Raw genomic sequence first — 21,017 nt, forward strand, 5'->3', positions numbered from 1 at the left:
GCCAGCGAACGCGCCGCTGACCCCGAAGTTTGCAGAGCGATTAGCCAGCTTTGGTGGTCGCGAGATCGTAGGACGCGATCATCGGCGACTTCGGCTTGTGCTGGTCGTCATGCGGGATGTACTTCACTTCCATCTTGGTGAAGTTCAGGTGAATGGTCTCAACCGGACGGTCGCCCGAGGTATCCACCGAGTAGTTCGAGACCAGCGTGTTGGTCAGCTTGTACTCGATATAGGTGTCACCCGGATTGCCGGTGGTGACGAGGTGGATCACCGTGGTCTTGCCGGTGCGGCCGGTGCACGCTTCGGCGAAGAGCTTGGTCGAGGAGCTGTCGGACACTTTGGTGATGACAACTTCGCTCACGGTCGGCTCGGAAGCCTCACGGTTTGCAGTCGAACCCGCTGCGGTGTTCATGTTGCGAGCAACATTCCAGTGCAGGGTCTCAATGTCCATCCAGTTCTTGTGCGATTCATGGGTTGCGTCGCCAGGAATACCATCGAGCTGAAGATAAATCGGCATATTTTTCTCCGGAAAATGAAAAAGGTTAGGTTGTCAGATCACGAGGGGCGCTCCCCCGGGACCTAGCTTATTTGACGCCTCCTCGGGCCGACCGCCTCAACGGCAAAACCGGCTTCTTGGTTTGCGTCAATCTCGACCACCCGCGGCAAAGCGCCGCGAAGGACCGAATCCAGGAAAAAGTCCGCGAGTTTCGGCAGGATACTGCGCGAAAGCATGGACTCAATCGCCCGCGCGCCGGTGTCGCCCGCTTCTGCGGAATCGACAAGCGCGGCGCGCGCTGCATCTGTGACCTCAAGGCGGGCGTTGTAGCTCGCCGCGATGCGGTCTTCGATCTTGCCAAGTTGCAGATCGACAATCCCGGCCAGCACATCCTTGCTCAGGGGTAGGAAGGGCAGGAGGGATACACGGCCAAGGAAGGCGGGTTTGAACTGACCCAGGAGCTCGGGCTTGAGCACATTGACCAGCGCCGCGCCTTCCGGCATGGTTTCGGGGTCTTCGGCAAGGCTCGCCAGCGTATCCGTGCCGGTATTGGCCGTCATGAGAATCGTGGTGTTACGGAAATCAATATCCCGGCCCTCACCATCGCGCAGCGTGCCCTTGTCAAAGACCTGATAGAAAATGTCCTGAACGCCCGGATGTGCCTTGTCGATCTCGTCGAGCAGCAGCACACCGTAAGGGCGGCGGCGCACGGCTTCGGTCAGAACGCCGCCCTCGCCATAGCCGACATAACCCGGCGGGGAGCCCATGAGGAGCGAGACTTTATGCTCTTCCTTGAACTCGGACATATTAATGACGGTCAGCCCGGACGGGCCGCCGTAAAGCTCATCGGCCAGCGCCAGCGCGGTTTCGGTTTTCCCGACGCCCGAGGTGCCGACCATCATGAATACCCCTTGCGGGCGGCGCTCATCCTGAAGGCCCGCACGGGCAACGCGCATCGCTTCGGAGAGCGTATCGAGCGCGCGATCCTGACCCAGAACGCGGGATTTCAGGCGATCATTGAGGCTGGAGACCGCTTCGATCTGGCCGCGCAGCAAGCGGCCCGCGGGCACACCCGTCCAGCGCGCGACGACTTCGGCCACGGCGCCCGCGTCCACCACGCGGTGGACCAGCGGCTGTTCCCCGCCCGCCTTGGCGAGCTTTTTCTCGGCCGCGGCGAGGTCTTTCATCGCGCTTTCGCCGCCCTTTTGCTCAATCTCATCCGCTTCTTGCGCGAGCGACAGTTGCTCATTCAGCTTGTTCTGCGCCGCATCGGCTTCGCTTTCGGCGTTCACCAGATCGGATTTCAGCGAACGCAGGCGCTGCGGAAACCCTTGCTTGGCGGGCTCCAGCGCCAGCGCGTCGATCTCCGCCTGCAAAAACGCGGCTTCCCGGCGCGGCGCAGCGACCGCTTCCGGCGTCGTCTCCCGGCTCATCGCGACCGCCGAGGCCGCCGTGTCGAGCAGGCTCACCGCCTTGTCGGGCAATTGCCGCTCAGGGATATAGCGCGCCGACAGTTCCACCGCCGCGCGGATCGCGTCATCGCGGATCGGAATGCCGTGATGGCCCTGAAATTTCGGCGCGACCGTGCGGATCATGCGGATCGCGGTTTCGATATCCGGCTCGTTCACCTTCACCGTCTGAAAACGGCGGGTGAGTGCCGGGTCTTTTTCGAAGTATTTCTTGTATTCGGCCCAAGTCGTCGCGGCGATAGTTTTCAATTCACCACGCGCTAGTGCCGGTTTCAGAATATTGGCGGCATCGCCTTGGCCCGCTGTTCCTCCCGCACCGATCAGCGTATGCGCTTCGTCGATGAAGAGGATAATCGGCGTCGGCGAGGCTTTCACCTGATCGACCACGCCTTTGAGGCGGCGCTCAAACTCCCCCTTCACCCCGGCACCCGCTTGCAGCAAATTGAGGTCAAGAACCTGAATTTCCACATCCTTCAGGCGACCCGGCGCGCGGCCTTCGGCGATCATGATCGCGAAGGCTTCGACAATCGCGGTTTTCCCGACGCCCGCTTCGCCGACCAAAATCGGGTTGTTCTGACGGCGGCGCATCAGGATATCGACCATCTGGCGCAATTCCGCATCACGGCCAACCACTGCATCGAGACGGCCATCGCGGGCGTCTTGCGTGAGGTTGGTGGCGAATTGGGCAAGGAAATCCTCACCGCTCGCGGGCTGCGGCGCGCTGCCGCCACCGGGTGCGGCTTCGGGCAATTCCGCGGCTTTCTCTTCAAGATGCGAAAGGTTGATCTTCAAAAGCGCCGGCGCGGCCTGACGCAGGGCGGAGCGCAGATCCGTTTCGCTGCAGAGCGTCAGCAGCAGCACCGGAACCGTCACCCGGTCATGCGAAAACCGCAGCGACGCCGCCGACCACGACTCCCGCGCCAGCGTCACCAGCGCCCCGGACAGGGACGGCGCACCGCCTGCGCTGCGCTCAAATGTCGCGATAAAACTGTCGCTTTGGGCGACGATCTCGCTGGCATTCACGCCTGCATCTTCTAAGACGTCTTTCACGATCACGTCCTGCGCGAGAACATTCACGAAATGCGCAAGTTCCACGGTCGGATTGTTGTTGCGAACCGCCAAGGCAGCGGCCCGTTCCAGCGCTCCGGACAAAACCTGATCAAGTCTCCGAATAAGTTGATGCAAGTCTATAACAGCCACGTGACCCCGTAATTCTAATTGTTTAGGTGTCTCAGAACCGTAATATTACGGTTTCCAAATTTGATTCACCCGTCGTTAATGTCTTTTAGGGGGTAAATTAAGGATATCGCAAGCGCAAAAAATGCTGTTAATAGAGTAAGTACGAATCTTTGAAACATGAACAAACGTTGATATGAGTAGTCAAAATTCTGAATTAGCTCACGATTCAGTCACGATATTTGAAAATGGTCTAGAGGAAAATCTGCGACATCCTATCGCAGAGGACGCTCCCATCGGCAAAGATCCGCGCTTTGAGGCCCCGGGCGTGGCGATTTATCGTGAGCTTCGGGATGCGCGCTCGGCCGCTCGCAACGATGAGCGCAAGCATGAACGGGGTGAGTCGGGGGCCATTCAGTCGGGCGCGAGCCCCGAATGGCGACGGGTGCGCGATCTGGCGCTCCAGCTCACCAGAGAGGCGGCGAAAGATGTCGAGGTGCTGGCTTGGCTGATCGAGGCGGAGACGCGTCTCTATGGTTATGCGGGTCTCGCGCGGTCGTTCCGTTTGGTGCATGACCTTGTGGCGCTCTTTGGGGCAGATCTGCATCCGCGGCCCGAAGAGCCGGATGATGATCCTTATGCCGTCATGGCCGGGCTCAATGGGGTGGGGCGCGAGGGTGCGCTGATCCAGCCGCTCCGCCTGACGCCGCTCGTACCGGGCGCGCCATGGGGGCAGTTTTCGCTGTGGGATTCCGAAATGGCGGGCGCGCGGGATGCGCTGCAGCAGGCGATCAGCATTGCCGGTGTCGATGCCATGTCGCAGCGCCATGGCGAGGTGCGCGCGGCGATTACGGCGCTCGATCAACTCGACGCGCTTTTGGCGGAGAAACTCGGCGGCGACGCCCCGCCTTTCGCGCAGATCCGCGAGATCTTGGACGACACCGAGCGCACCATTCGCCGCCTTGCCGGGCTGGACGATTCGGCGGGTGTGGCGGAGGTTGCGGGCACAGATGTTAACGCAGCCGCGCCGCAAAACCCTGCGACAAAAGCGCCGGGCGGGCCGATTACCTCCCGCGAGGAGGCGTTCAGCGAGCTTTTGCGGATCTCCGCCTATTTCCGCAAAGCCGAGCCGCATTCACCTATTGGCTATGCGCTAGAAACCCTTGTCCGGAGGGGAAGAATGGACTTCCTCGCCCTGATTGAAGAACTCATTCCGGATGATCACACCAGAGAATCCGTGATGACGATGGCCGGTGTCCGGCCGCAGCGTGACCGTGAATCCGGGGAGGACGGTTAAGGTTAACAGGTTTTCCGCTTTTACTCATGGCATGCTGCATGGCAGAACTGTAAACAAAGATTAACACGCGAATGAGATGTTGAGGAGATCGTAATGGCGAGTATTCACAAAAAACTCGAAAATGTTCGCAAGCCCCGCGTTCATATTAAATATGAAGTCGAGACCGAGGGCGCGATGGTGGAAAAAGAACTGCCCTTCGTCGTCGGTGTGCTCGGCGATTTCTCGGGCAACCCCACCGAAGATCTGAAGCCCTTTGGCGAGCGGAAATTCGTGCAGATCGACAAGGACAATTTCGACGCGGTCATGGCGCGGATGACGCCGGGCCTCAACATGCGCGTCGAAAACACGCTGAGCGAGGAAGACGAGGAAATGCGCGTCAATCTCGCCTTCTCCAAAATGGATGATTTCGAGCCGGCTCAGGTCGTCGATCAGGTGCCCGCGCTCAAGAAGCTGCTCGAAAGCCGCAACGCGCTGCGCGACATTCTCGCCAAGGCGGACCGCTCCGAGGAGCTGGAGAATTTGCTGGAAGAGATCCTGCAGGACAATGACGCGGTGAAGAAGCTCATGGATGAGCTGGACTCGCGCAATGATGGAGGGAAAGCCTGATGGCGACGACTCAGAAACAGACAGCGACCACCGCTGAAGCGCAAGATCAGAGCCTGCTTGATCAGGTGATCGGCGCGACCCGCCAGACCCAGCCGGACCAGACCGAAGCGCTGCTGCGCAACCTCACGGATGCCGCATTGTCGGGCACGGTCAGCTATAACCGGAACCTCACGATCACGCTCAACAAGGCGATCGAAGCGATCGACGCGAAGATTTCCAAACAGCTTGCGGCGATCATGCAGGCCCCGGAATTCGTGAAGCTGGAAGGCAGCTGGCGCGGCCTGCATCACCTCGTGATGGAGAGCAACACCAACGCGAACCTGAAAATCCGCGTGCTGAACGCCTCCAAGCGTGAGATTGGCCGCGATCTGGCCAAGGCGGTCGAGTTTGACCAGTCGCGTCTCTTCAAATCCATCTATGAAGATGAGTTCGGCACGCCGGGCGGGGAGCCGATTGGTGCGCTGATCGGGGATTTCGAGTTCGACAACAGCTTCGAGGATCTCGAAACGCTGCAGTCGATCAGTCAAGTGTCCGCGGCGGCCTTCGCGCCGTTCATCTCGGCGGCCAGCCCGAAACTCTTCGGGTTCGACGATTACACCGAGCTGTCCAAGCCGCGCGATCTGTCGAAAATCTTCGACAGCACCGAATATGCGAAATGGCGCAATTTCCGCAAATCGGACGACTCGCGCTTTGTCACGCTGACCCTGCCGCGCGTTCTGGCTCGTGTGCCCTACACGCCGGAGACTCGGATCGTGGACGAGTTCAACTATGACGAAGCCATCGCTTACGAAGGCGCGCAGATCCCTCACAACAATTATTGCTGGATGAATGCGGCCTATGTCATGGGCACGAACCTGACCAAGGCGTTTTCGGAATCGGGCTGGTGCACCGCGATCCGCGGCGCGGAGAATGGCGGCAAGGTCGAAGGCCTGCCGATGCATCTCTTCTCGACAGATCAGGGCGACACGGACATCAAATGCCCGACCGAGATCGGCATCACCGACCGCCGCGACAGCGAGCTCGGCGCCATGGGCTTCCTGCCGCTCTGCCATTACAAGAACAGCGATTATGCCGTGTTCTTCGGGGCGCAAACCACGCATCAGGCTGAGAAATACGACAGCCCGGAAGCGACGGCGAATGCCGCGATTTCCTCGCGTCTGCCCTATATGATGGCGACCTCGCGTTTCGCCCATTACCTCAAGGTGATCGGTCGCGACAAAATCGGCTCCTTCATGGAAGCGGATGATTGCGAGGATTGGCTGAACCGCTGGATCAACAACTACGTGAACGCCAATGACGATGCGGGCCCCGAAATGCGGGCGCAATATCCGCTTCGTCAGGCGAAGGTCACGGTGGAAGAGATCCCCGGCAAGCCGGGCAGCTACAATGCGGTCGCCTGGCTGCGTCCGTGGCTTCAGATGGAAGAGCTGACCACCGCCCTGCGCATGGTCGCCCGGATTCCTGAGAAGAGCTGATATGTCGGCCTCGGCAGTCTTTGCCGGGGCGGCCAACCCGGAAGAAGAGGCAGAGCGCGCCGCGTTTCGCGCTCTGGCCGCACGCATTGACCGGATCATCGCCGCCCTCGATGACGCATTGACCGCGCAGCTCAATGCGATCCTTCATGCGCCCGCGTTCCGGGCCATGGAGGCGCGTTGGCTTGGGCTGAAAAAGCTGGTCGATCAGGCCGGTGTCGGGCGCGGCGTGCTGATCCGGGTGCTGAATGTCGATTGGCGCAGCCTCGGGCGCAATCTCGAACGCAGCGCCGATTACGACCAGTCGCGGCTCTTCCGCCTCGTCTATGATGGCGAATTCGGAATGCCCGGCGGTTTGCCCTTTGGCTTGCTGGTCGGCGATTACGAAGTCTCACCCCATGATCCGCCGCAAGCGCAGGATCAGGTGGACACGCTGCGCCGCCTTGCCGCCGTCGCGGCGGCGGCCTTCTGCCCGGTCATTCTCAACGCCGGTCCGCAAACCTTCGGCTATGGGTCGTTCGATGCCATCACCGGTGCCTCCGATCTCGCGCCCGACCGCAGCGCCGCCATGCAGCGCCTCCGTTGGGACAATTTGCGTAATGCGGATGACACGCGGTTCCTCGGCCTCGTCGCGCCGGGCCTCGTGATCCGCGCGCCGCGGGTGCGCTACATGCCGGGCCGGATCGACGGGTTCACCTTCGACGAAGCCCAAGACCGCCCGCTGGTGATCGGCGGCGCGTTCGCCTTCGCGGCCACCGTGATCGCGGCCTTCCAGCAAAGCGGATGGTTCGCCGATATTCGCGGGGTGCATCAGGATGAGCAGGGGGCGGGGCTTGTCCCGTTCTACCCGCCCTACGACTATCACACCGACCGCCATGGCCTCTCGGCGCAATCGCCCGCCGCGTTCCGCCCGACGACGACGCAGGAAGAGGCAATGATCGCGCAGGGTATCATTCCGCTCTGCAGCCTTTATCAAAGCGCGGTGCCGGTCTTTAACGCCAACCCGTCCTTTCACGCGCCCGCCACCTATGAGACGCCGCTCGCGAACCAGAACGCGCGGCTGGCCTCCATGCTGCAATATGTCCTCTGCACCGCGCGCTTTGCCCATTATCTCAAGGTCATCATGCGCGATGAGATCGGCAGCATCACCGATCCCGCGCTGATCGAGGCGCGGCTGACCGACTGGCTGCGCAGTTATTGCCTTGGCAATGACGACGCGGCCCAAGAGCTCAAGGCGCAATATCCGCTCCGCGACGCCGGGGTGCGGATCGCCGGAATTCGCGGATTGCCCGGATCTTATCGCTGCACGATCCATCTTCAGCCGCATTTCCAACTCGATGATATTTCGACCAGTTTCCACCTGATCGCCGAAGCGCCGCAGCAGCGGTCCGAGGCGGCCGCTCAACCGCAAAGGAGCCCTGCATGAGTCAGGCCATTACCGATCTTCTCAACGCCGATGCGCTGGATGAGGCCAATGCCAAGGCCGTCGAATGGGTCAAATCCGCGCCGGAGAGTGGCCAGGCACGGATGACGCTGGCCGCGCTTTCGGTGCTGATGGGTGATCTGAAACGTGCCGAAACCCATGCGACCATGGCCGCGCGGATCGACACGCAGGACGCGGTTGGCTACGGCCTCTTCCGCCAGCATCTGCGCGGGCTTGAGGCGCGGGCGCAGTGGTGGGAAAACGGTGCGGTGCCGACTTTCCCCGGCGGCGCGAGCGAGACGGATCAGGCCGCGGTCGCCCTCAATGTCGCCCTGCGGGACGGCGATGAGGCGAAAACCGTGGCAGCGCTCGAAGCGCTCGAAGCGCTGCGCGGCACCCGCCCCGGTGCATGGAACGGCGAAGCGGTCGATGATCTGCGCGATCTTGATGACCGGCTTCCCCATGCGCTTGAGGCGGTGTCGGCGGGCGGCAATTATCTTTGGATTGATCTGGCGAAAGTCACGTCGATTGCCTTCCGCCCGGTCTCCGGCCCGCTCGATCTTGCGCTGCGTCCGGCACGGGTCACGCTCGATGATGGGGCGGAGGCGGATCTCGGTCTGCCTGCCATCTATCCGGCCCCCACCAGCGACGCCGAACGCCTTGGCCGCAGCACCGATTTCATCGAGCGCGGCGGCATCATGATCGGGCAGGGGCAACGCGCCTGGCTCGCGGGCGACGAGATGCAGGGCTTTCTTGGCGCAGAGGAGATCACCATCGGATGAGCGAAAGCGCGCAGGACAATCGGCTGGCCGCATCCTTGCTGGATCGCCTTCTGGATCTGGAACCGGATCTGGAACGCGACCCGCCTGTGCTGCCTGCGGAGCAGCCTGCGGGCCTGCGCGAGTCCCTGCGGCGCGATCTCGAACTTTTGCTTAACACCCGCTGCGCGCCCGAAGCGCCGCCGCCCGGTTTGCGCGATCTCGATGACAGCCTGCTGCGCTTCGGCGTTGGTGATTTCTTCTCCTCTGCGCTGGTCACGCCCGCGCAGCGCGAAGCCTTTGCCCGCGATCTCGAACGCCGCATCGCGACCTTCGAGCCGCGCCTCGAAAACCTCTCGGTCACGCTCCATGAGGACATGATCCCGCAGCGCCGCAGCCTCCATTTGCGGATCGCGGCGGAATACCGGCCCGCGCCGGGCCTGCCGCCCATCCGTTTCGAAAGCCGCATCGACCCGGTCGCCGGGCATTTCGCGGTGTCGGAGGGCAGCCGTGGCTAACCGGTTCCTCGAATTCTACAATGACGAATTGCGGGCGCTGCGCCAGCGGGCCACGCGCTTTGCCGACAATCACCCCAAGATCGCCGGGCGCCTGCGCCTTGCGCGCGGGATGTCGGATGATCCGCATGTGGAGCGGCTGATTCAGAGTTTCGCCTTCTCCTCCGCGCGGATCCGCCAGAAACTCGACGACAGCCTGCCCGAACTCACGGACGGGATGATCGAGACGCTCTATCCGCATTATCTCGCCCCGGTTCCGGCGATGACCGTCGTGGGGATGACGCCCGCCCGGCAACTCGATCACTGCCAAAACATACCGCGCGGTACGGAAATCTTATCGGAGCAAGTCGACGGCGATCAGGTGCGTTTCGTGACCACGCAGGATGTGGAGCTGGCCCCCGTCAAGATCGAGACCGCGCGGATCATGAACCGCCCGCTCGAAGCGCCGCAGCGCCCGGATCTGCAGGCGGCGGGCGCGCTGCGCCTGACCCTCGCGCCGAGTGCGAAAGTGAAGCTGAACGAATTGGGGCTGACCAAACTCCGCCTCTATCTCTCCGCCGCGCAGCCGCAGGCGATGGCCCTGTTCCAACTTTGCCACCAGCATTGCGTCGGCATGAGCATGGCGGCCCATAGCGGCGATCCCGAGGCGCGGCATTACGGCGCGGAGCGTGTGACGCCCGTGGGCCATGCGGAAGACGAGGCGCTGCTGCCCTATCCGCAAACGAGTTTCCGCGGCTATCGCACCCTGACCGAGTTTTTCACGTTGCCGGAGAAGTATCTCTTCTTCGACATTGCCTTAGGGCCGATCGTTGAAGCGGACCGGCTCGACATTTACCTCTATTTCAACGAGGCGCCAGCCGGTCTGGAGCGCCAGATCGACGCCAGCGCCTTCTCGCTCTTCGCCGCGCCGGTGGTGAACCTGTTCACCGCGCGGGCCGAGCCGATCAATCTCGATGGCACCCGCGCGACCTATCCGCTTCAGGCGGACTCCCGCCGCGCGGAGACGCGGGCGGTCCATTCGGTGCGCCATGTCACCCTCGCCGGGTCGGACGGCTCGACCCGCGAGGCGAAACCCTATTTCCACCATCTGACCGAGCGCGGCACCGAGGGCGTGTTCTGGCAACTCAGGCGGTACAGCACCGATGACGGCGCGCGCTCTGGCAGCACCTCGCTCTTTTTCGTCGACACCCGCAACGAGGCGCTTGTCCCGACCGAGGAAACCGCCAGTGTCGAGGTGCTGGCGACGAACCACACGCTCCCGCAAAAGCTGCCCTATGGCGGCGGGCAGCCCCGGCTGACGGCGCGGATTTCGACGGATCAACTGGCGGGCATCGCGTGTCTTTTGCCGCTGACGCCGCCGCGCCATTCGACGCCGAGCGCGGACCGGGCGTGGGAGCTGGTTTCCCATCTCTCGCTCAACCATCTGTCGCTGACACGCGGCGGCACGCCGGTTCTGCGCAACATCCTCCAGCTTTACGATCCGCGCGAGAACCGCGAAACGGCGCGGCTCATCGAGGCCATCGACAAGGTGGAAACAACGCCGGGATACACCCGGATGGGTCAGGTCATGGTCCCCGGCACTGACATCGAGCTGACCTTTGACGAGGACCGGATCGAGCCCGCCAAGGCGGTGTTCTTCGGCGCGGCGCTGGACCGGTTTTTCGGCTGTTACACCAGCCTCAACAGCTTCACGCGGCTGACCCTGAAACTCTCCGGCCGCAGCGATGTGCTGGCGGCCTTCCCGGCGCGGGCGGGTGAGGAGGCGCTGATATGAGAGCGGTGAGCCTCTTTGAAAAACTGACCCAGCACCCGGAGCGTTTCGCCCCGCTGACCGCCCTTCGGATCGCCGAGGAAGAGGCGCGGCGTCAGGAGAAACCGCTCTTCGTGCTGGCGCCGCCCGAAACCGGCCTTGCCGCGCGGCCCATTGGCGCGGTGCGCGTTCTCGATGACCGGATCGAGATTGAAAGCCAGGTGATGAACGCGCTCGGCCCGCTCTCGCCGCTGCCGCCCGCCTATACCGAACTCGCCGCCCGCGACCGCCGCCGCCGTGCGGGCGGGATGATCGCGTTTTTCGAACTGTTCAGCGACCGGCTCACCTGGCTCTTTGTCGCCGCGGCGGAGAAATACGATCTTGCCTCGCGCCTCAAATGGACGGCGCGGGCGGACAATATGCTGCTGAAGGCGCTGCACGGTCTGCTGGGCTTTGCGGCGGATCACGACGCCATGCCGCTGCCGGGGGATGAAACCCTGCGCTATGCCGGGCTGCTCGCGCAGCGCACCCGCAATGCCGAGGGGCTGCGGACCATGGCGGAGGCGGAGCTTGGCCTGCCGGTCCGGCTGGAGCAGTTCCGCCTCATCTGGCGCGACATTCCCGAAAAGGAGCAAGCGCGGTTCGACGGCTCCATGCAGCTTGGCCGCAACGCCATGGCCGGGGCGAAAGCGCCAGATCGGGCCGGGCAATGCCGCCTCGTGGTCGGCCCGGTGCGCTACACGGATTTTCTGTCGCTGGAGAAGGGCCAGCCCCGGATGGAGCGGCTCATGAAACTGGTGCAGCATTATATCCCGCCGGGGATCGACTTTGACGTGCAGGTCATTCTTGACCGGCGCGACATCCCGGAAACGCAGCTTGGCGGCGGCGCTCTGCCTGCGCGGCTTGGCTGGAACTGCTGGGCGCAATCGGTTCCGGCGGCGAAAGACAGCGACGAGGCGATCATTCGCCCCGACCCGATTGGAGGTGTCCATGCAAACGCGGCTTGAACTTTTGAGCGGCCCGCAGGCGGGCGCGGCGCGGGTCACGGATCTCTCGACGCCCTTCACCATCGGCACCCGCTCCGGCGCGACATGGCAAGTGCCGGGCGAGGGCGAGGATGCGTTCGTCACCATCCGGCGCGGCGGTATGGGGCTGGAAATGGAAGCCTCCGGCGATGTGCAGATCGAGGGTCACGCGGCGGCGGAAGGTCGCACGACCCCGATTGGCCATGGCAGCCGGTTGACGGTGTCGGGCCAGCTTATTCAACTCACGATCAGTCAGGCCAGCGCCTCGCCAAGCTCGCTCGGTCAGGCCCCGTCGATCAGCGCGATCCTCTCGGATGTCACCTCCAGCGGCAGCGACGGCCCCTTGCCGGGGATCGCCGAGGACAACCCGCTGAACGCACCGGCGGCCCCGCGATCCGCCGCGAGCCGCTACTGGCAGGAGCCGAAAGCGTTTGAGGAGGAAGCCGCATCGCCGCTCCTGCCTGCCTCTGAGAGCAAGCTGCTCCCCGATGACTGGGACAGCCCGGACAGTGCCGGAAGCTCCGACCGCCTGACACAAACCCAAGGGCCGACGACCCGCGCGCGTTTCTCGCAAGAGACCGCCGCCGCGCCGGAGGCACCGAAAGCCAAAGTGCCGCCGGTCTCGACCAAACCGCTGCTCAATGCGCTTGGGCTCGTGCCGCAAGAGGTGCAAAGCGCGCCCGAGGAGCAGATCAAAAACGCCGGTCTCGCGCTGGCGAAGGCCCTCGAAGGGCTGCGGGCGCTGGAGGACAATCTGATGCGGCATTTCCGCGAGCTTGGGGTCAGCATCCCCGAAAGCGATATGTCCACCCAATATGCGCTGCACCCGGCGGCGGCGCTGTCGGACAATAGCGGGCAGGCGATCACGGCCCTGACGGCGCGCATCGCCATGCTGACCCAGATGCAAAGCGCGATGGCCGAGGGCAGCCGCGCCGCGCTGAAAGACGCCAAAGACAGCCTTGATCCCGAGATCATCTCCACGGCACAAGCCGGGGAGGGAGGGTTTTTGCAACGATTGACGCCAGAAACCGCGTTTTGGCGGGCCTATCAGGCTCGGTTCGCGCCGAAGGACGGGGCCGCGCCCCTGTCTGAGCAGGCGCTCGCGGCGGCAATCCGGGCCCGGCTCGGACATGGACATTCAGGGGAGACCGGAGAATGAAGACAGAGAACCGCGTCGCATGGACCGAAGGCATGTTCCTGCGGGTCCAGCATTTCCAGCAATCGGATCGCTGGGCGGATCGGCTGGCCCGCGACTTGCTGCTGCCGCTCTCGGTGTTCCCATGGGGGTTTAGCGAGCTGAGCCTCGACAAATCCGCGCTCGGGATCGGGCGGCTGGCGCTCACCTCTTTCGCGGCGGTTCTGCCGGATGGCACGCCGCTCAGCGCGCCGGATCAAAGCGATCTGCCGCCGCCCCTGCAACTCAGCGAAGGCGTGGCGGACAAGCTGGTCTATCTCTGCCTGCCGATGCGCCGCCCCGGCACGGCGGAGTTTTCCGGCACCGATGAGACCGCGACCACGCGCCTTGTCAGCAGTGATTACGAGGCCGCGGATGGCAATGCGGGCAGCACCTTCACCGCGCCGATTTCCGTGGGCCGCTATGCGCCTGTGCTGAAACTGGAAGGCGAGGAAATGGCGGGGTTTGAGCATCTGCCAATCGCGCGGGTGGTCGAAGTGCGCGCCGATCTCTCGGTGGTGCTGGATGAGGACATGATCCCGCCCGCTCTCAACATCGCGCTCTCGCCGCGCCTAAAGGGGCTTGTGACGGAGCTTCTGGGGCTGGTGCGCCACCGCGCGGCGGCGATTGCGCGGCGCGCGGGCGATCCGTCGGTGCGCGGCTCGGCTGAGGTGGGTGACTATTTCATGCTCCAGCTTCTCAACCGCACCGCGCCGGTGCTGGCGCATTTCAACGCGCAGGCGAGCCAGATGCATCCCGAAACGGTGTGGCGGGAACTCGCCTCCCTCGCCGGCGAGTTTGCGACCTTCACCGCCGCCAACCGTCTGCCCGCCGATCTGCCCGATTACGATCACTATGCGCCCGCCACCTGTTTCGATCCGGTGGTCGAAGAAATCCGCCGTTCGCTCTCGGCGGTGCTGGACCAGTCGGCCGTCGCGATCCCGCTCGAAGAGCGCCGCCACGGCGTGCGCGTCGGTATGATCAGCGACGCCGAATTCAAGAGCGGCGCCGGGCTGGTGCTGGCCGTGCGCGCCGATATGCCCGCCGAACAGCTTCGCCGCCAATTGCCGGGGCAGATCAAAATTGGCTCCGTCGCGCGCATTGCCGAGCTGGTCAACGTCGCGCTGCCGGGCCTTGTCGTGCGGCCCATGCCGGTCGCGCCGCGCCAATTGCCCTTCCACTCGGGCACCGTTTATTTCGAGCTCGAAACCAGCGGCGACATCTGGCGCGAGATGGTCTCTTCGGGAACCATCGCCTTGCATCTTTCCGGGGAATTTCCGGGACTTGAAATGGAGCTTTGGGGTATCCGTGTATGAGTGACTCCTCCGACCCGCTCGGCGAAGGCCCGCGCATCGTCCTGCCCAATCCGGGCGGCGAACCTGCGCCGAGCCAACCTGCGTCGCAGCCCAAAACCGATTTCCACACACCGGGCGAAGCGCCGTTTTCCGCCGAATCCGTGATGCGCGGTTTCCGGCTGTCGGGGGCGGATTTCCCGGTGATGGTGAGCGAAGCCACCGGGCTTCTGAACCTCGCCTACGGTCTGCGCCACCGCAAAACGCCGCCCGATCTCGAAGCGCTGCGCCGCGATGTGATCGCCGCGATCCGCGATTATGAACGCAAGCTGGTCGCCGCCGGGATCCTCCCCGAGCAGGCCCGCGCGGCCCATTATGTCGTCTGCGCGACCCTTGATGACGTCATCCGCAATATGCCATGGGGCGAGGGATGGTCGAGCCGCGGGCTTGTCTCCACCTTCCACCATGACGTGACGGGCGGCGATAAAGTCTTTGATCTCATTACGCATTTTCAGGCGCAGCCGGGGGCGAACCGCGACCTGCTTCTGCTGATCTATCTCTGCCTGTCGCTCGGGTTCGAAGGCCGCACGCGCGTCTCCGCGCGCGGTGCGCTGGAACTGGCGCAGGTCCGCGACAATCTCTACCGCACGCTTCGCCAGCAATATGGCGATCAGGAGCGCGACCTCTCGCCGCTTTGGAAAGGCGAAAGCGCGCGGCACCAGCCGCTGCGGCGCGGGCGGCTGTTCTGGCTCCTGAGCGGGCTGCTGATCCTGCTGCTCGCGGGCATGTTCCTCGCCTTCTCGCTCTTTCTCAACCAGTCGGCGGATGGCGCGCTGAACAGCATGGCCTCGCTCCCGCCCGATGAAACGCCGTCGCTGTTCATCCCGGAGCCGGAGCCAGAAATCATCGAGGAACCGCCCGTTGAAGAGCCGGTTGTGGAAGAGCCTGTGGAGCCTGAAATCAATCCCATCGACAGCCTGATCGCCTTTCTTGAGCCGGAAGTGGAGGAGGGGCTGGTGCGCCTCTACCGCGATGGCGATGCGGTGCTGGTCCGTGTGGCCAATGCCGGGGCGTTCGAGCCGGGCGGCGCGCAGATCGCGCCGGAATTTCTCGATATTTTTGAACGGATTGGCATGGCATTGGCCGCAGAGGATTTCGACGTGTCTGTCATCGGGCATACCGACAACAACCCAATCCGCACGGACGCGTTTCCGTCGAATTTCCACCTCTCCACAGCCCGTGCAGCCGCCGTGCGGGACATTCTGCTGAACTATATCTCGCCCGACCGCGTGGAGATCCGGGGCGAGGCCGATCTGCGCCCGATTGCGGATAACGACACCGCCGAGGGGCGCGAGCAGAACCGCCGCACCGAAATTCTGGTGCGGGCTGCGGGCGCGCGCGTCTCGCCGGAACTGCTGCAACAGGGGGGCGAGTTGTCCGCGCCGGTGGACGCGCCGCCTTTGCCCGAGAATGAGACCGCGACCGAGGAGGCAGCCCAATGATGAACTTTGTCGGCATGTGGACCTCCTTCCGCTCAACCATCGACAGCTATGTCTCGGTGGTCGGGCGGCGCTTCGTCGCGCTCATCTGGGTCGGCGCGATTGCGGCGCTCATCTGGATCTTCGGCCCGCGCCTCGTCATTGGCGACTTCGCGCCGCTCGTCTCGCCCCGCAATCGCCTGATTGCCATCGGGGTTCTCTTCGGCCTCTGGGCCATCTGGGCGCTGATTTCGTGGATCCGCTCCCGCCGCGCCGATGCGGATCTGATCGACGATATCGCCGACAGCCCGGAGCAGCGGGCCAAGGCGGAGACGAAAGCCGAGATCGACGAATTGCGCGGCCGTCTGCGCGACGCCATGGCGATGATGAAAAAGGTCGTCCGGCGGCGCTACGGCTATGTCTATGAATTCCCGTGGTATCTCATGATGGGCGCTCCCGGTGCGGGCAAGACGACGCTGCTCACCAATTCGGGGCTGAAATTCCCCCTCGGCGACGCGCTTGGCGGCGAGCCAGTGCAGGGCGTTGGCGGCACGCGCAACTGCAATTGGTGGTTCACCGATCAGGCGATCCTGATCGATACGGCGGGCCGCTACACCACGCAGGATGCGGGGCAGGAGCGGGACAAGGCGGGCTTCCTCGGCTTTCTCGACATGCTGCGCAAACACCGCCGCGCGCAGCCGATCAATGGCGTGATCCTGACCTTCTCGCTGACCGATCTGCTGAGCCAGTCGCCCGAGGCGCGGCTCCGCGAAGTGCGCGCCATTCGCCAGCGCCTGACGGAGATCGCGACGACGCTGAAAGCGCAGATCCCGGTCTATATCGTGTTGACCAAGGCGGACCGGCTCACCGGGTTTGAGCAATTCTTTGAAGGGCTTGGCGCGGAGGGCCGCGAGCAGGTCTGGGGCATCACCTTCCCGCTCAAGGAAACCCGCGACCAATCCAACGTGCCGGATGTGTTCAGCCGCGAATATCAGGATCTGACCGAGCGCCTGAACGGGCTTCTCATGGAGCGCCTTCAGCAGGAGCTGGACATTGACCGCCGCGGCCGCATCTTCCGCTTCCCGGCGCAGGTCGCCGCGCTCAAGGACTCGCTTCAGGAGATCATTGGCGAGCTGTCCTCGGGCACCGGCCAGATCGAGGAGCCGCTGATCCGGGGCGTCTATTTCGCCTCCGCCACGCAAGAAGCCGAGTTCCGTCAGGAGCTTGGCGGGCCGCGCTCGATGAACCGCAGCTTCTTCGTGAACAAGCTCTTTGGCGATGTGATTATGGATGAGGCCGGGCTGGTCGCGAGCGACAAACGCGTCACCCGCCGCCAGAAGATCATGCAGGGCGTCACTTATGGGGCCATGGCGGTCGCCGCGCTGCTGCTCGCCGGGTCGTGGATTTCGAGCTATATCGTCAACCGCAACGCGCTGGCGCAGGTCCGCAATGACCTCACCCGCTATGACGAACTCGCGAGCAACATCCCCGTGCGCGATGTGCAGGACGCCGATTTCCTCCGCGTCCTCCCGGCGCTAGATGCCCTCTCGAACATCCCGGCGACCTTCTCGGAAACCGATGAGAGCGCGCCTTTGGGTCTGCCGCTCCACCGCGTCGCGCTGGGCCTCGATCGGCAGGACACGATTGTCGAGGAATATGACGATCACTACGCCAATGCGCTCGGGGCCTATCTGCTCCCGCGTTACATGGTCGCCTTGCAGGACAAGCTGAAGGAAGAGGATCTGAGCGAGGCGGACGCCTTTGAGACGCTGAAACATTATCTCTCGCTCGCCGGTCTTGGCCCGGTGGATCCCGATGCGCTTCTGCTCCAGTCCGAACAGATTTTCGAGGAGATCTATCCCGGATCGGGCCGCCGCACCGCGCGCGAACGTCTCGCCGCGCATATGGAGGCGATGCTGGCCACCGGCGCATTGCCGGTGATGGCGATTGACGACAATCTTGTGGCGGAAACCCGTGAGAAAATCGGCAGCCGGAGCGCGTCGCAGCGGGCCTATGATCTGCTGCGCAGCCGCCGCGCCGCGCGGGATCTCGGCGTCTGGAGTCCGGCGCAAGCGCTCGGGCCATCCGGTGCCCGCGTCTTTGCCCGCGCGTCCGGCGCGCCGCTGACCGATGGGATCGAGGGCATCTACACCCGCCGCGGCTATCAGCAGGTGATCTTGACCCAAATCGGCGCCATGTCCGAAATCGCGGCGAATGAAGGCTGGGTGCGCGGCGCGACCGCCGCGGCGACCCAAAGCCAAAGCACCAGCGAGATTTCCGCCGATGCGGCCAATCTCTATTGGAGCGATTTTTCGCGGGTCTGGCGGGAGCTTCTGGGCGATCTTGTGATCCGTGAGGTCAACGGGCTGGAAGAGGCGGCGGATCTCGTTTCCGTCGTCGCTTCGGAAAGCCAGCCGCTGGAACGGCTCGCGCAGGAAGTGACCCGCGAGGCGTGGCTGACCGGCCCGCCGCCGGGACTTGAAGCGGCAGGCGAGCGCGCCGAGGCAGCAGCCAGCAATTTCACCCCGCCGGACACGCTCCCCTTCGATGCGCTCGCCGCGCCGGACCCCTATGCGGCGCTGCGGCGCGGGCTGGAGGAAACCGGCGAGGGCGAGGAAGCGGCGAATATCTTCGGCCCGCTCGATCCGCTCTTTGACGAAATCTATCAGCAGATCAGCCGCGCCACGGCGACCGATGCCCGCACGGCAGAGATTTTCGCCGCCGAAGGGCCGCTCAACACCGCGACGCAGGATCTTCTGGCCGAGGGCCGCCGCTTGCCCATTCCGGCGGATCGCTGGGTGGTGGAACTGGCGGGCCGGATCGGCAATGCTTCCGTCGCCAATGCGCGGCGCTCTATCGAAGAGCTGTGGCAGGCCAATGGCTTAACCGAATGCCGCCGCGCGCTGGAAGGGCGCTATCCGTTTGCCCCCGGTGCCGCGCAGGACGTGACCATCGCCGATTTCACGCGCATGTTCGGGCCGGACGGTCTCTTTGCGACCTTCTTTGACGAAAACCTGTCGGGCCTCGTCGATGTGACGGTCGAGCCGTGGACATGGAGCGGCGGGCTTGGCACCAGCGGGCAGGACAGCGAGGCGCTGACCCAGTTCCGCTATGCCGACACGATCCGCCGCGCCTTTTTCCCGAGCGGCGCGACCGGGCCAGAAGTGGACTACGCCTTTGATCTCGAATGGATCTCCAACGCGCAGGTGGCGCTGATCGAGATCGGCGGGCTCAGTTCCTTCCACGGGCAGGACCGCACCCGCGAGCGCAGTTTTGTCTGGCCGACCGAAGAGCGCGAAGTCGCGCGGCTCACCCTGCTGCCCGGCTCCCGCGCGCAGGCGCTGGAGACGACCGGCCCCTGGGCGCCGTTCCGCCTGATGGATGAGGGCGCGATCACGCCCGTCTCCGATAACGAGTTCAATGTGCGTTTTGAAGTGGCAGGCCGCGGCGCGGAATTGCGCGTCACCAGCGGCTCTGTAAATAACCCGTTCCGCCTTGAGGCTATCCGCAACTTCTCTTGCCCGGAGAGCTTATGAAAAAGCGCGAGAAAACGCCGCCGAGTTTTACGGCGGGTTATTATGGAAAGGTGCCGACACAGGGGGATTTCGTCTCTCGCGGGTTCAGCCGCGCCCTGACGGACCGCTTCGACGAATGGCTGCGCCAATGCGTGCGCGAAAGTCAGGACCGAATGGGGCGGGACTGGCTCAACGCCTTTCTGGTCGCGCCGGTCTGGCGGATGGCGCTCTCGGCGGGCACCTTCGGGCCGGACCCGATCATCGGGATCATGATGCCGAGTGTGGACCGGGCCGGCCGGTATTTCCCGCTGGTCATCGCCGCGCCGCTTCCGGGCGTGACCGCACCGCTCGAAAAGCTGCACGGGCTCTTGCCATGGTTCGATGCGGCGGAGGACCTCGCCCGCTCGACCCTCTCGCCGCATTTCGCTTTGGCGGTGTTTGACCAGCAACTCGCGCGGCTGGAATTACCGGTGACCTATCTCGCCACGGCGGAGGAGCAGGAGGACGCCGAAACCCTCTGGTGGACGCGGCAGGATCCGGCGGCCACCATCTCGCTCGACAAGATGCCGGAGCCGAGCTATTTCGACCGCATCTTCATGAGCCGCCCCTTCAAGGAAGACGCCGCTCCGCCCGAGACGGGTGAGGACGCGCCCGCGCTGCCGCCCCCGACACGCCGCCCGCTCAGTTTCGACATCGCCTCGGCCAATCTCAAAGCGCCGAGCCGGTCGGATTCCGTGGACCGGGTGATCGTCAATGAGGAAGGGCAGGCGGTGACGCTCCTCAGCGCGCTTGGCGATCAGCCCAACCAACGCTCGGCGGTGGATCATGCGGCGGAAACCGTGGCCGCGATCGACAGCCAGTTTTCCATGAGCGATCTCATCTCGAACGCCAAGGGCCGGATCGGGATGGCGAACACGCTGCTCTATGCGCGTTCGCTGCCGAACCGCCCGCGTTACGCGCTCACCGCTGTCACGCTGCTGATGCAGGGGCAGATGTTCAGTGTTCTTTGGGCGGGCAACGCACGCGCTTACCTGCTGCGCGGCGGCACCCTGACCTTGCTCACCCGCGATCACGTTGATCTGCGCCTGCCGGGCATCGTCACCCGTGCCATCGGGGCCGATACGCGCCTGACCGTGGATCAGAATGGCGGCGATTTGCAGGAGGGCGACCGGTTCCTGCTCTGCTCCGGCAGCATCGCGGACCGTCTCCATGACGGCGAAATGGCCGAGACGCTGGAGCAGGCGACGACACCCAAACACGTGGTCGAAGCGCTGACCCAAGACGCGATGATTGCGGGCGCGCGGATGGATGTGACCGCGGCGGCGGTGTTCGTCACCTGACCGGGCGGCGCACGCGCCTCCACGTCACTTATGCGTCAAAACATAAGCGCGGGCCTTCCTGCGGCCTCGCGCTTTTTTCCGCATATCTCTACATCCTGCGTGGGATTCCGCCGCGTTCGCGGACGCGCGGTCCGCGCATCTAGCTTGATTGCGGGCGAATATGGTTAAATAACAGAACGATCTCGGCGCGCCACCAGCCCGGCGCGCCCGGCAGGGAGAGGATGAAGGGCA

Annotated in this window: 15 protein-coding genes; 13 read left to right on the forward strand and 2 right to left on the reverse strand. The window is 64.1% G+C overall.

What is annotated here, in order from left to right; genetic code table 11:
- Positions 1-40: 40 nt before the first annotated feature.
- On the reverse strand, positions 41-517 hold the full coding sequence (locus ACMA5I_RS04625) for a type VI secretion system tube protein Hcp (protein ID WP_525885066.1): 477 nt from the start codon (positions 515-517) through the stop codon (positions 41-43).
- Positions 518-579: 62 nt separating this feature from the next.
- Positions 580-3,117 carry a type VI secretion system ATPase TssH gene (tssH, locus tag ACMA5I_RS04630; protein WP_525885067.1) on the reverse strand — a complete coding sequence of 846 codons (2,538 nt, stop codon included), beginning with the start codon at positions 3,115-3,117 and terminating at the stop codon, positions 580-582.
- 220 nt (positions 3,118-3,337) lie between these two features.
- Here tssH and tssA point away from each other — a divergent pair, with 220 nt between their 5' ends.
- The 13 genes from tssA (at position 3,338) to tagF (ending at position 20,786) form a co-directional block, all read left to right on the forward strand.
- Complete coding sequence (tssA, locus tag ACMA5I_RS04635; protein ID WP_525885068.1) at positions 3,338-4,438, forward strand: type VI secretion system protein TssA; 1,101 nt, start codon at positions 3,338-3,340, stop codon at positions 4,436-4,438.
- A 93-nt stretch (positions 4,439-4,531) separates the two neighbouring features.
- On the forward strand, positions 4,532-5,044 hold the full coding sequence (tssB, locus tag ACMA5I_RS04640) for a type VI secretion system contractile sheath small subunit (protein ID WP_525885069.1): 513 nt from the start codon (positions 4,532-4,534) through the stop codon (positions 5,042-5,044).
- The gene (gene tssC / locus ACMA5I_RS04645; RefSeq protein ID WP_525885070.1) at positions 5,044-6,519 is read left to right on the forward strand and encodes a type VI secretion system contractile sheath large subunit; all 1,476 of its coding nucleotides are present in this window, start codon (positions 5,044-5,046) and stop codon (positions 6,517-6,519) included. Before tssB ends, tssC (ACMA5I_RS04645) begins: the two co-directional genes overlap by 1 nt.
- Position 6,520: 1 nt before the next feature.
- The gene (tssC, locus tag ACMA5I_RS04650) at positions 6,521-7,942 is read left to right on the forward strand and encodes a type VI secretion system contractile sheath large subunit (RefSeq protein WP_525885071.1); all 1,422 of its coding nucleotides are present in this window, start codon (positions 6,521-6,523) and stop codon (positions 7,940-7,942) included.
- Entirely contained in the window at positions 7,939-8,721 is a 783-nt protein-coding gene (locus ACMA5I_RS04655; protein WP_525885072.1) for a type VI secretion system accessory protein TagJ, read from the forward strand. The genes tssC (ACMA5I_RS04650) and ACMA5I_RS04655 overlap by 4 nt, the downstream gene beginning before the upstream one ends.
- Entirely contained in the window at positions 8,718-9,215 is a 498-nt protein-coding gene (gene tssE / locus ACMA5I_RS04660) for a type VI secretion system baseplate subunit TssE (RefSeq protein ID WP_525885073.1), read from the forward strand. Before ACMA5I_RS04655 ends, tssE begins: the two co-directional genes overlap by 4 nt.
- Positions 9,208-10,986 carry a type VI secretion system baseplate subunit TssF gene (gene tssF, locus ACMA5I_RS04665; RefSeq protein ID WP_525885074.1) on the forward strand — a complete coding sequence of 593 codons (1,779 nt, stop codon included), beginning with the start codon at positions 9,208-9,210 and terminating at the stop codon, positions 10,984-10,986. Before tssE ends, tssF begins: the two co-directional genes overlap by 8 nt.
- Positions 10,983-11,969, forward strand: coding sequence for a type VI secretion system baseplate subunit TssG (gene tssG / locus ACMA5I_RS04670; RefSeq protein WP_525885075.1), 987 nt, complete (start codon positions 10,983-10,985; stop codon positions 11,967-11,969). The genes tssF and tssG overlap by 4 nt, the downstream gene beginning before the upstream one ends.
- A complete protein-coding gene (locus ACMA5I_RS04675) occupies positions 11,953-13,146 on the forward strand; it encodes an FHA domain-containing protein (RefSeq protein WP_525885076.1) in 1,194 nt (397 codons plus the stop codon). The genes tssG and ACMA5I_RS04675 overlap by 17 nt, the downstream gene beginning before the upstream one ends.
- Positions 13,143-14,477 (forward strand): type VI secretion system baseplate subunit TssK, encoded by a 1,335-nt coding sequence (gene tssK, locus ACMA5I_RS04680; RefSeq protein WP_525885077.1) that lies wholly within the window; start codon positions 13,143-13,145, stop codon positions 14,475-14,477. Before ACMA5I_RS04675 ends, tssK begins: the two co-directional genes overlap by 4 nt.
- On the forward strand, positions 14,474-15,955 hold the full coding sequence (tssL, locus tag ACMA5I_RS04685) for a type VI secretion system protein TssL, long form (protein ID WP_525885078.1): 1,482 nt from the start codon (positions 14,474-14,476) through the stop codon (positions 15,953-15,955). The genes tssK and tssL overlap by 4 nt, the downstream gene beginning before the upstream one ends.
- Positions 15,952-19,467 (forward strand): type VI secretion system membrane subunit TssM, encoded by a 3,516-nt coding sequence (gene tssM / locus ACMA5I_RS04690; protein ID WP_525885079.1) that lies wholly within the window; start codon positions 15,952-15,954, stop codon positions 19,465-19,467. The genes tssL and tssM overlap by 4 nt, the downstream gene beginning before the upstream one ends.
- Positions 19,464-20,786: a type VI secretion system-associated protein TagF gene (gene tagF / locus ACMA5I_RS04695; RefSeq protein ID WP_525885080.1), complete on the forward strand. Its 1,323-nt coding sequence runs from the start codon at positions 19,464-19,466 to the stop codon at positions 20,784-20,786. Before tssM ends, tagF begins: the two co-directional genes overlap by 4 nt.
- Positions 20,787-21,017 lie beyond the last annotated feature (231 nt).

The organism is Jujubicoccus corallicola (genome assembly GCF_047345645.1).
Classification (GTDB): domain Bacteria; phylum Pseudomonadota; class Alphaproteobacteria; order Rhodobacterales; family Rhodobacteraceae; genus JBLEFH01.

Bases quoted from the DNA above. Each gene is read 5' to 3' on its own strand.
- ACMA5I_RS04625 (WP_525885066.1), bottom strand. From the start codon at position 517: ATGCCGATTTATCTTCAGCTCGATGGTATTCCTGGCGACGCAACCCAT.
- tssA (WP_525885068.1), top strand. From the start codon at position 3,338: ATGAGTAGTCAAAATTCTGAATTAGCTCACGATTCAGTCACGATATTT.
- tssB (WP_525885069.1), top strand. From the start codon at position 4,532: ATGGCGAGTATTCACAAAAAACTCGAAAATGTTCGCAAGCCCCGCGTT.
- tssC (WP_525885070.1), top strand. From the start codon at position 5,044: ATGGCGACGACTCAGAAACAGACAGCGACCACCGCTGAAGCGCAAGAT.
- tssC (WP_525885071.1), top strand. From the start codon at position 6,521: ATGTCGGCCTCGGCAGTCTTTGCCGGGGCGGCCAACCCGGAAGAAGAG.
- ACMA5I_RS04655 (WP_525885072.1), top strand. From the start codon at position 7,939: ATGAGTCAGGCCATTACCGATCTTCTCAACGCCGATGCGCTGGATGAG.
- tssE (WP_525885073.1), top strand. From the start codon at position 8,718: ATGAGCGAAAGCGCGCAGGACAATCGGCTGGCCGCATCCTTGCTGGAT.
- tssG (WP_525885075.1), top strand. From the start codon at position 10,983: ATGAGAGCGGTGAGCCTCTTTGAAAAACTGACCCAGCACCCGGAGCGT.
- ACMA5I_RS04675 (WP_525885076.1), top strand. From the start codon at position 11,953: ATGCAAACGCGGCTTGAACTTTTGAGCGGCCCGCAGGCGGGCGCGGCG.
- tssK (WP_525885077.1), top strand. From the start codon at position 13,143: ATGAAGACAGAGAACCGCGTCGCATGGACCGAAGGCATGTTCCTGCGG.
- tssL (WP_525885078.1), top strand. From the start codon at position 14,474: ATGAGTGACTCCTCCGACCCGCTCGGCGAAGGCCCGCGCATCGTCCTG.
- tssM (WP_525885079.1), top strand. From the start codon at position 15,952: ATGATGAACTTTGTCGGCATGTGGACCTCCTTCCGCTCAACCATCGAC.
- tagF (WP_525885080.1), top strand. From the start codon at position 19,464: ATGAAAAAGCGCGAGAAAACGCCGCCGAGTTTTACGGCGGGTTATTAT.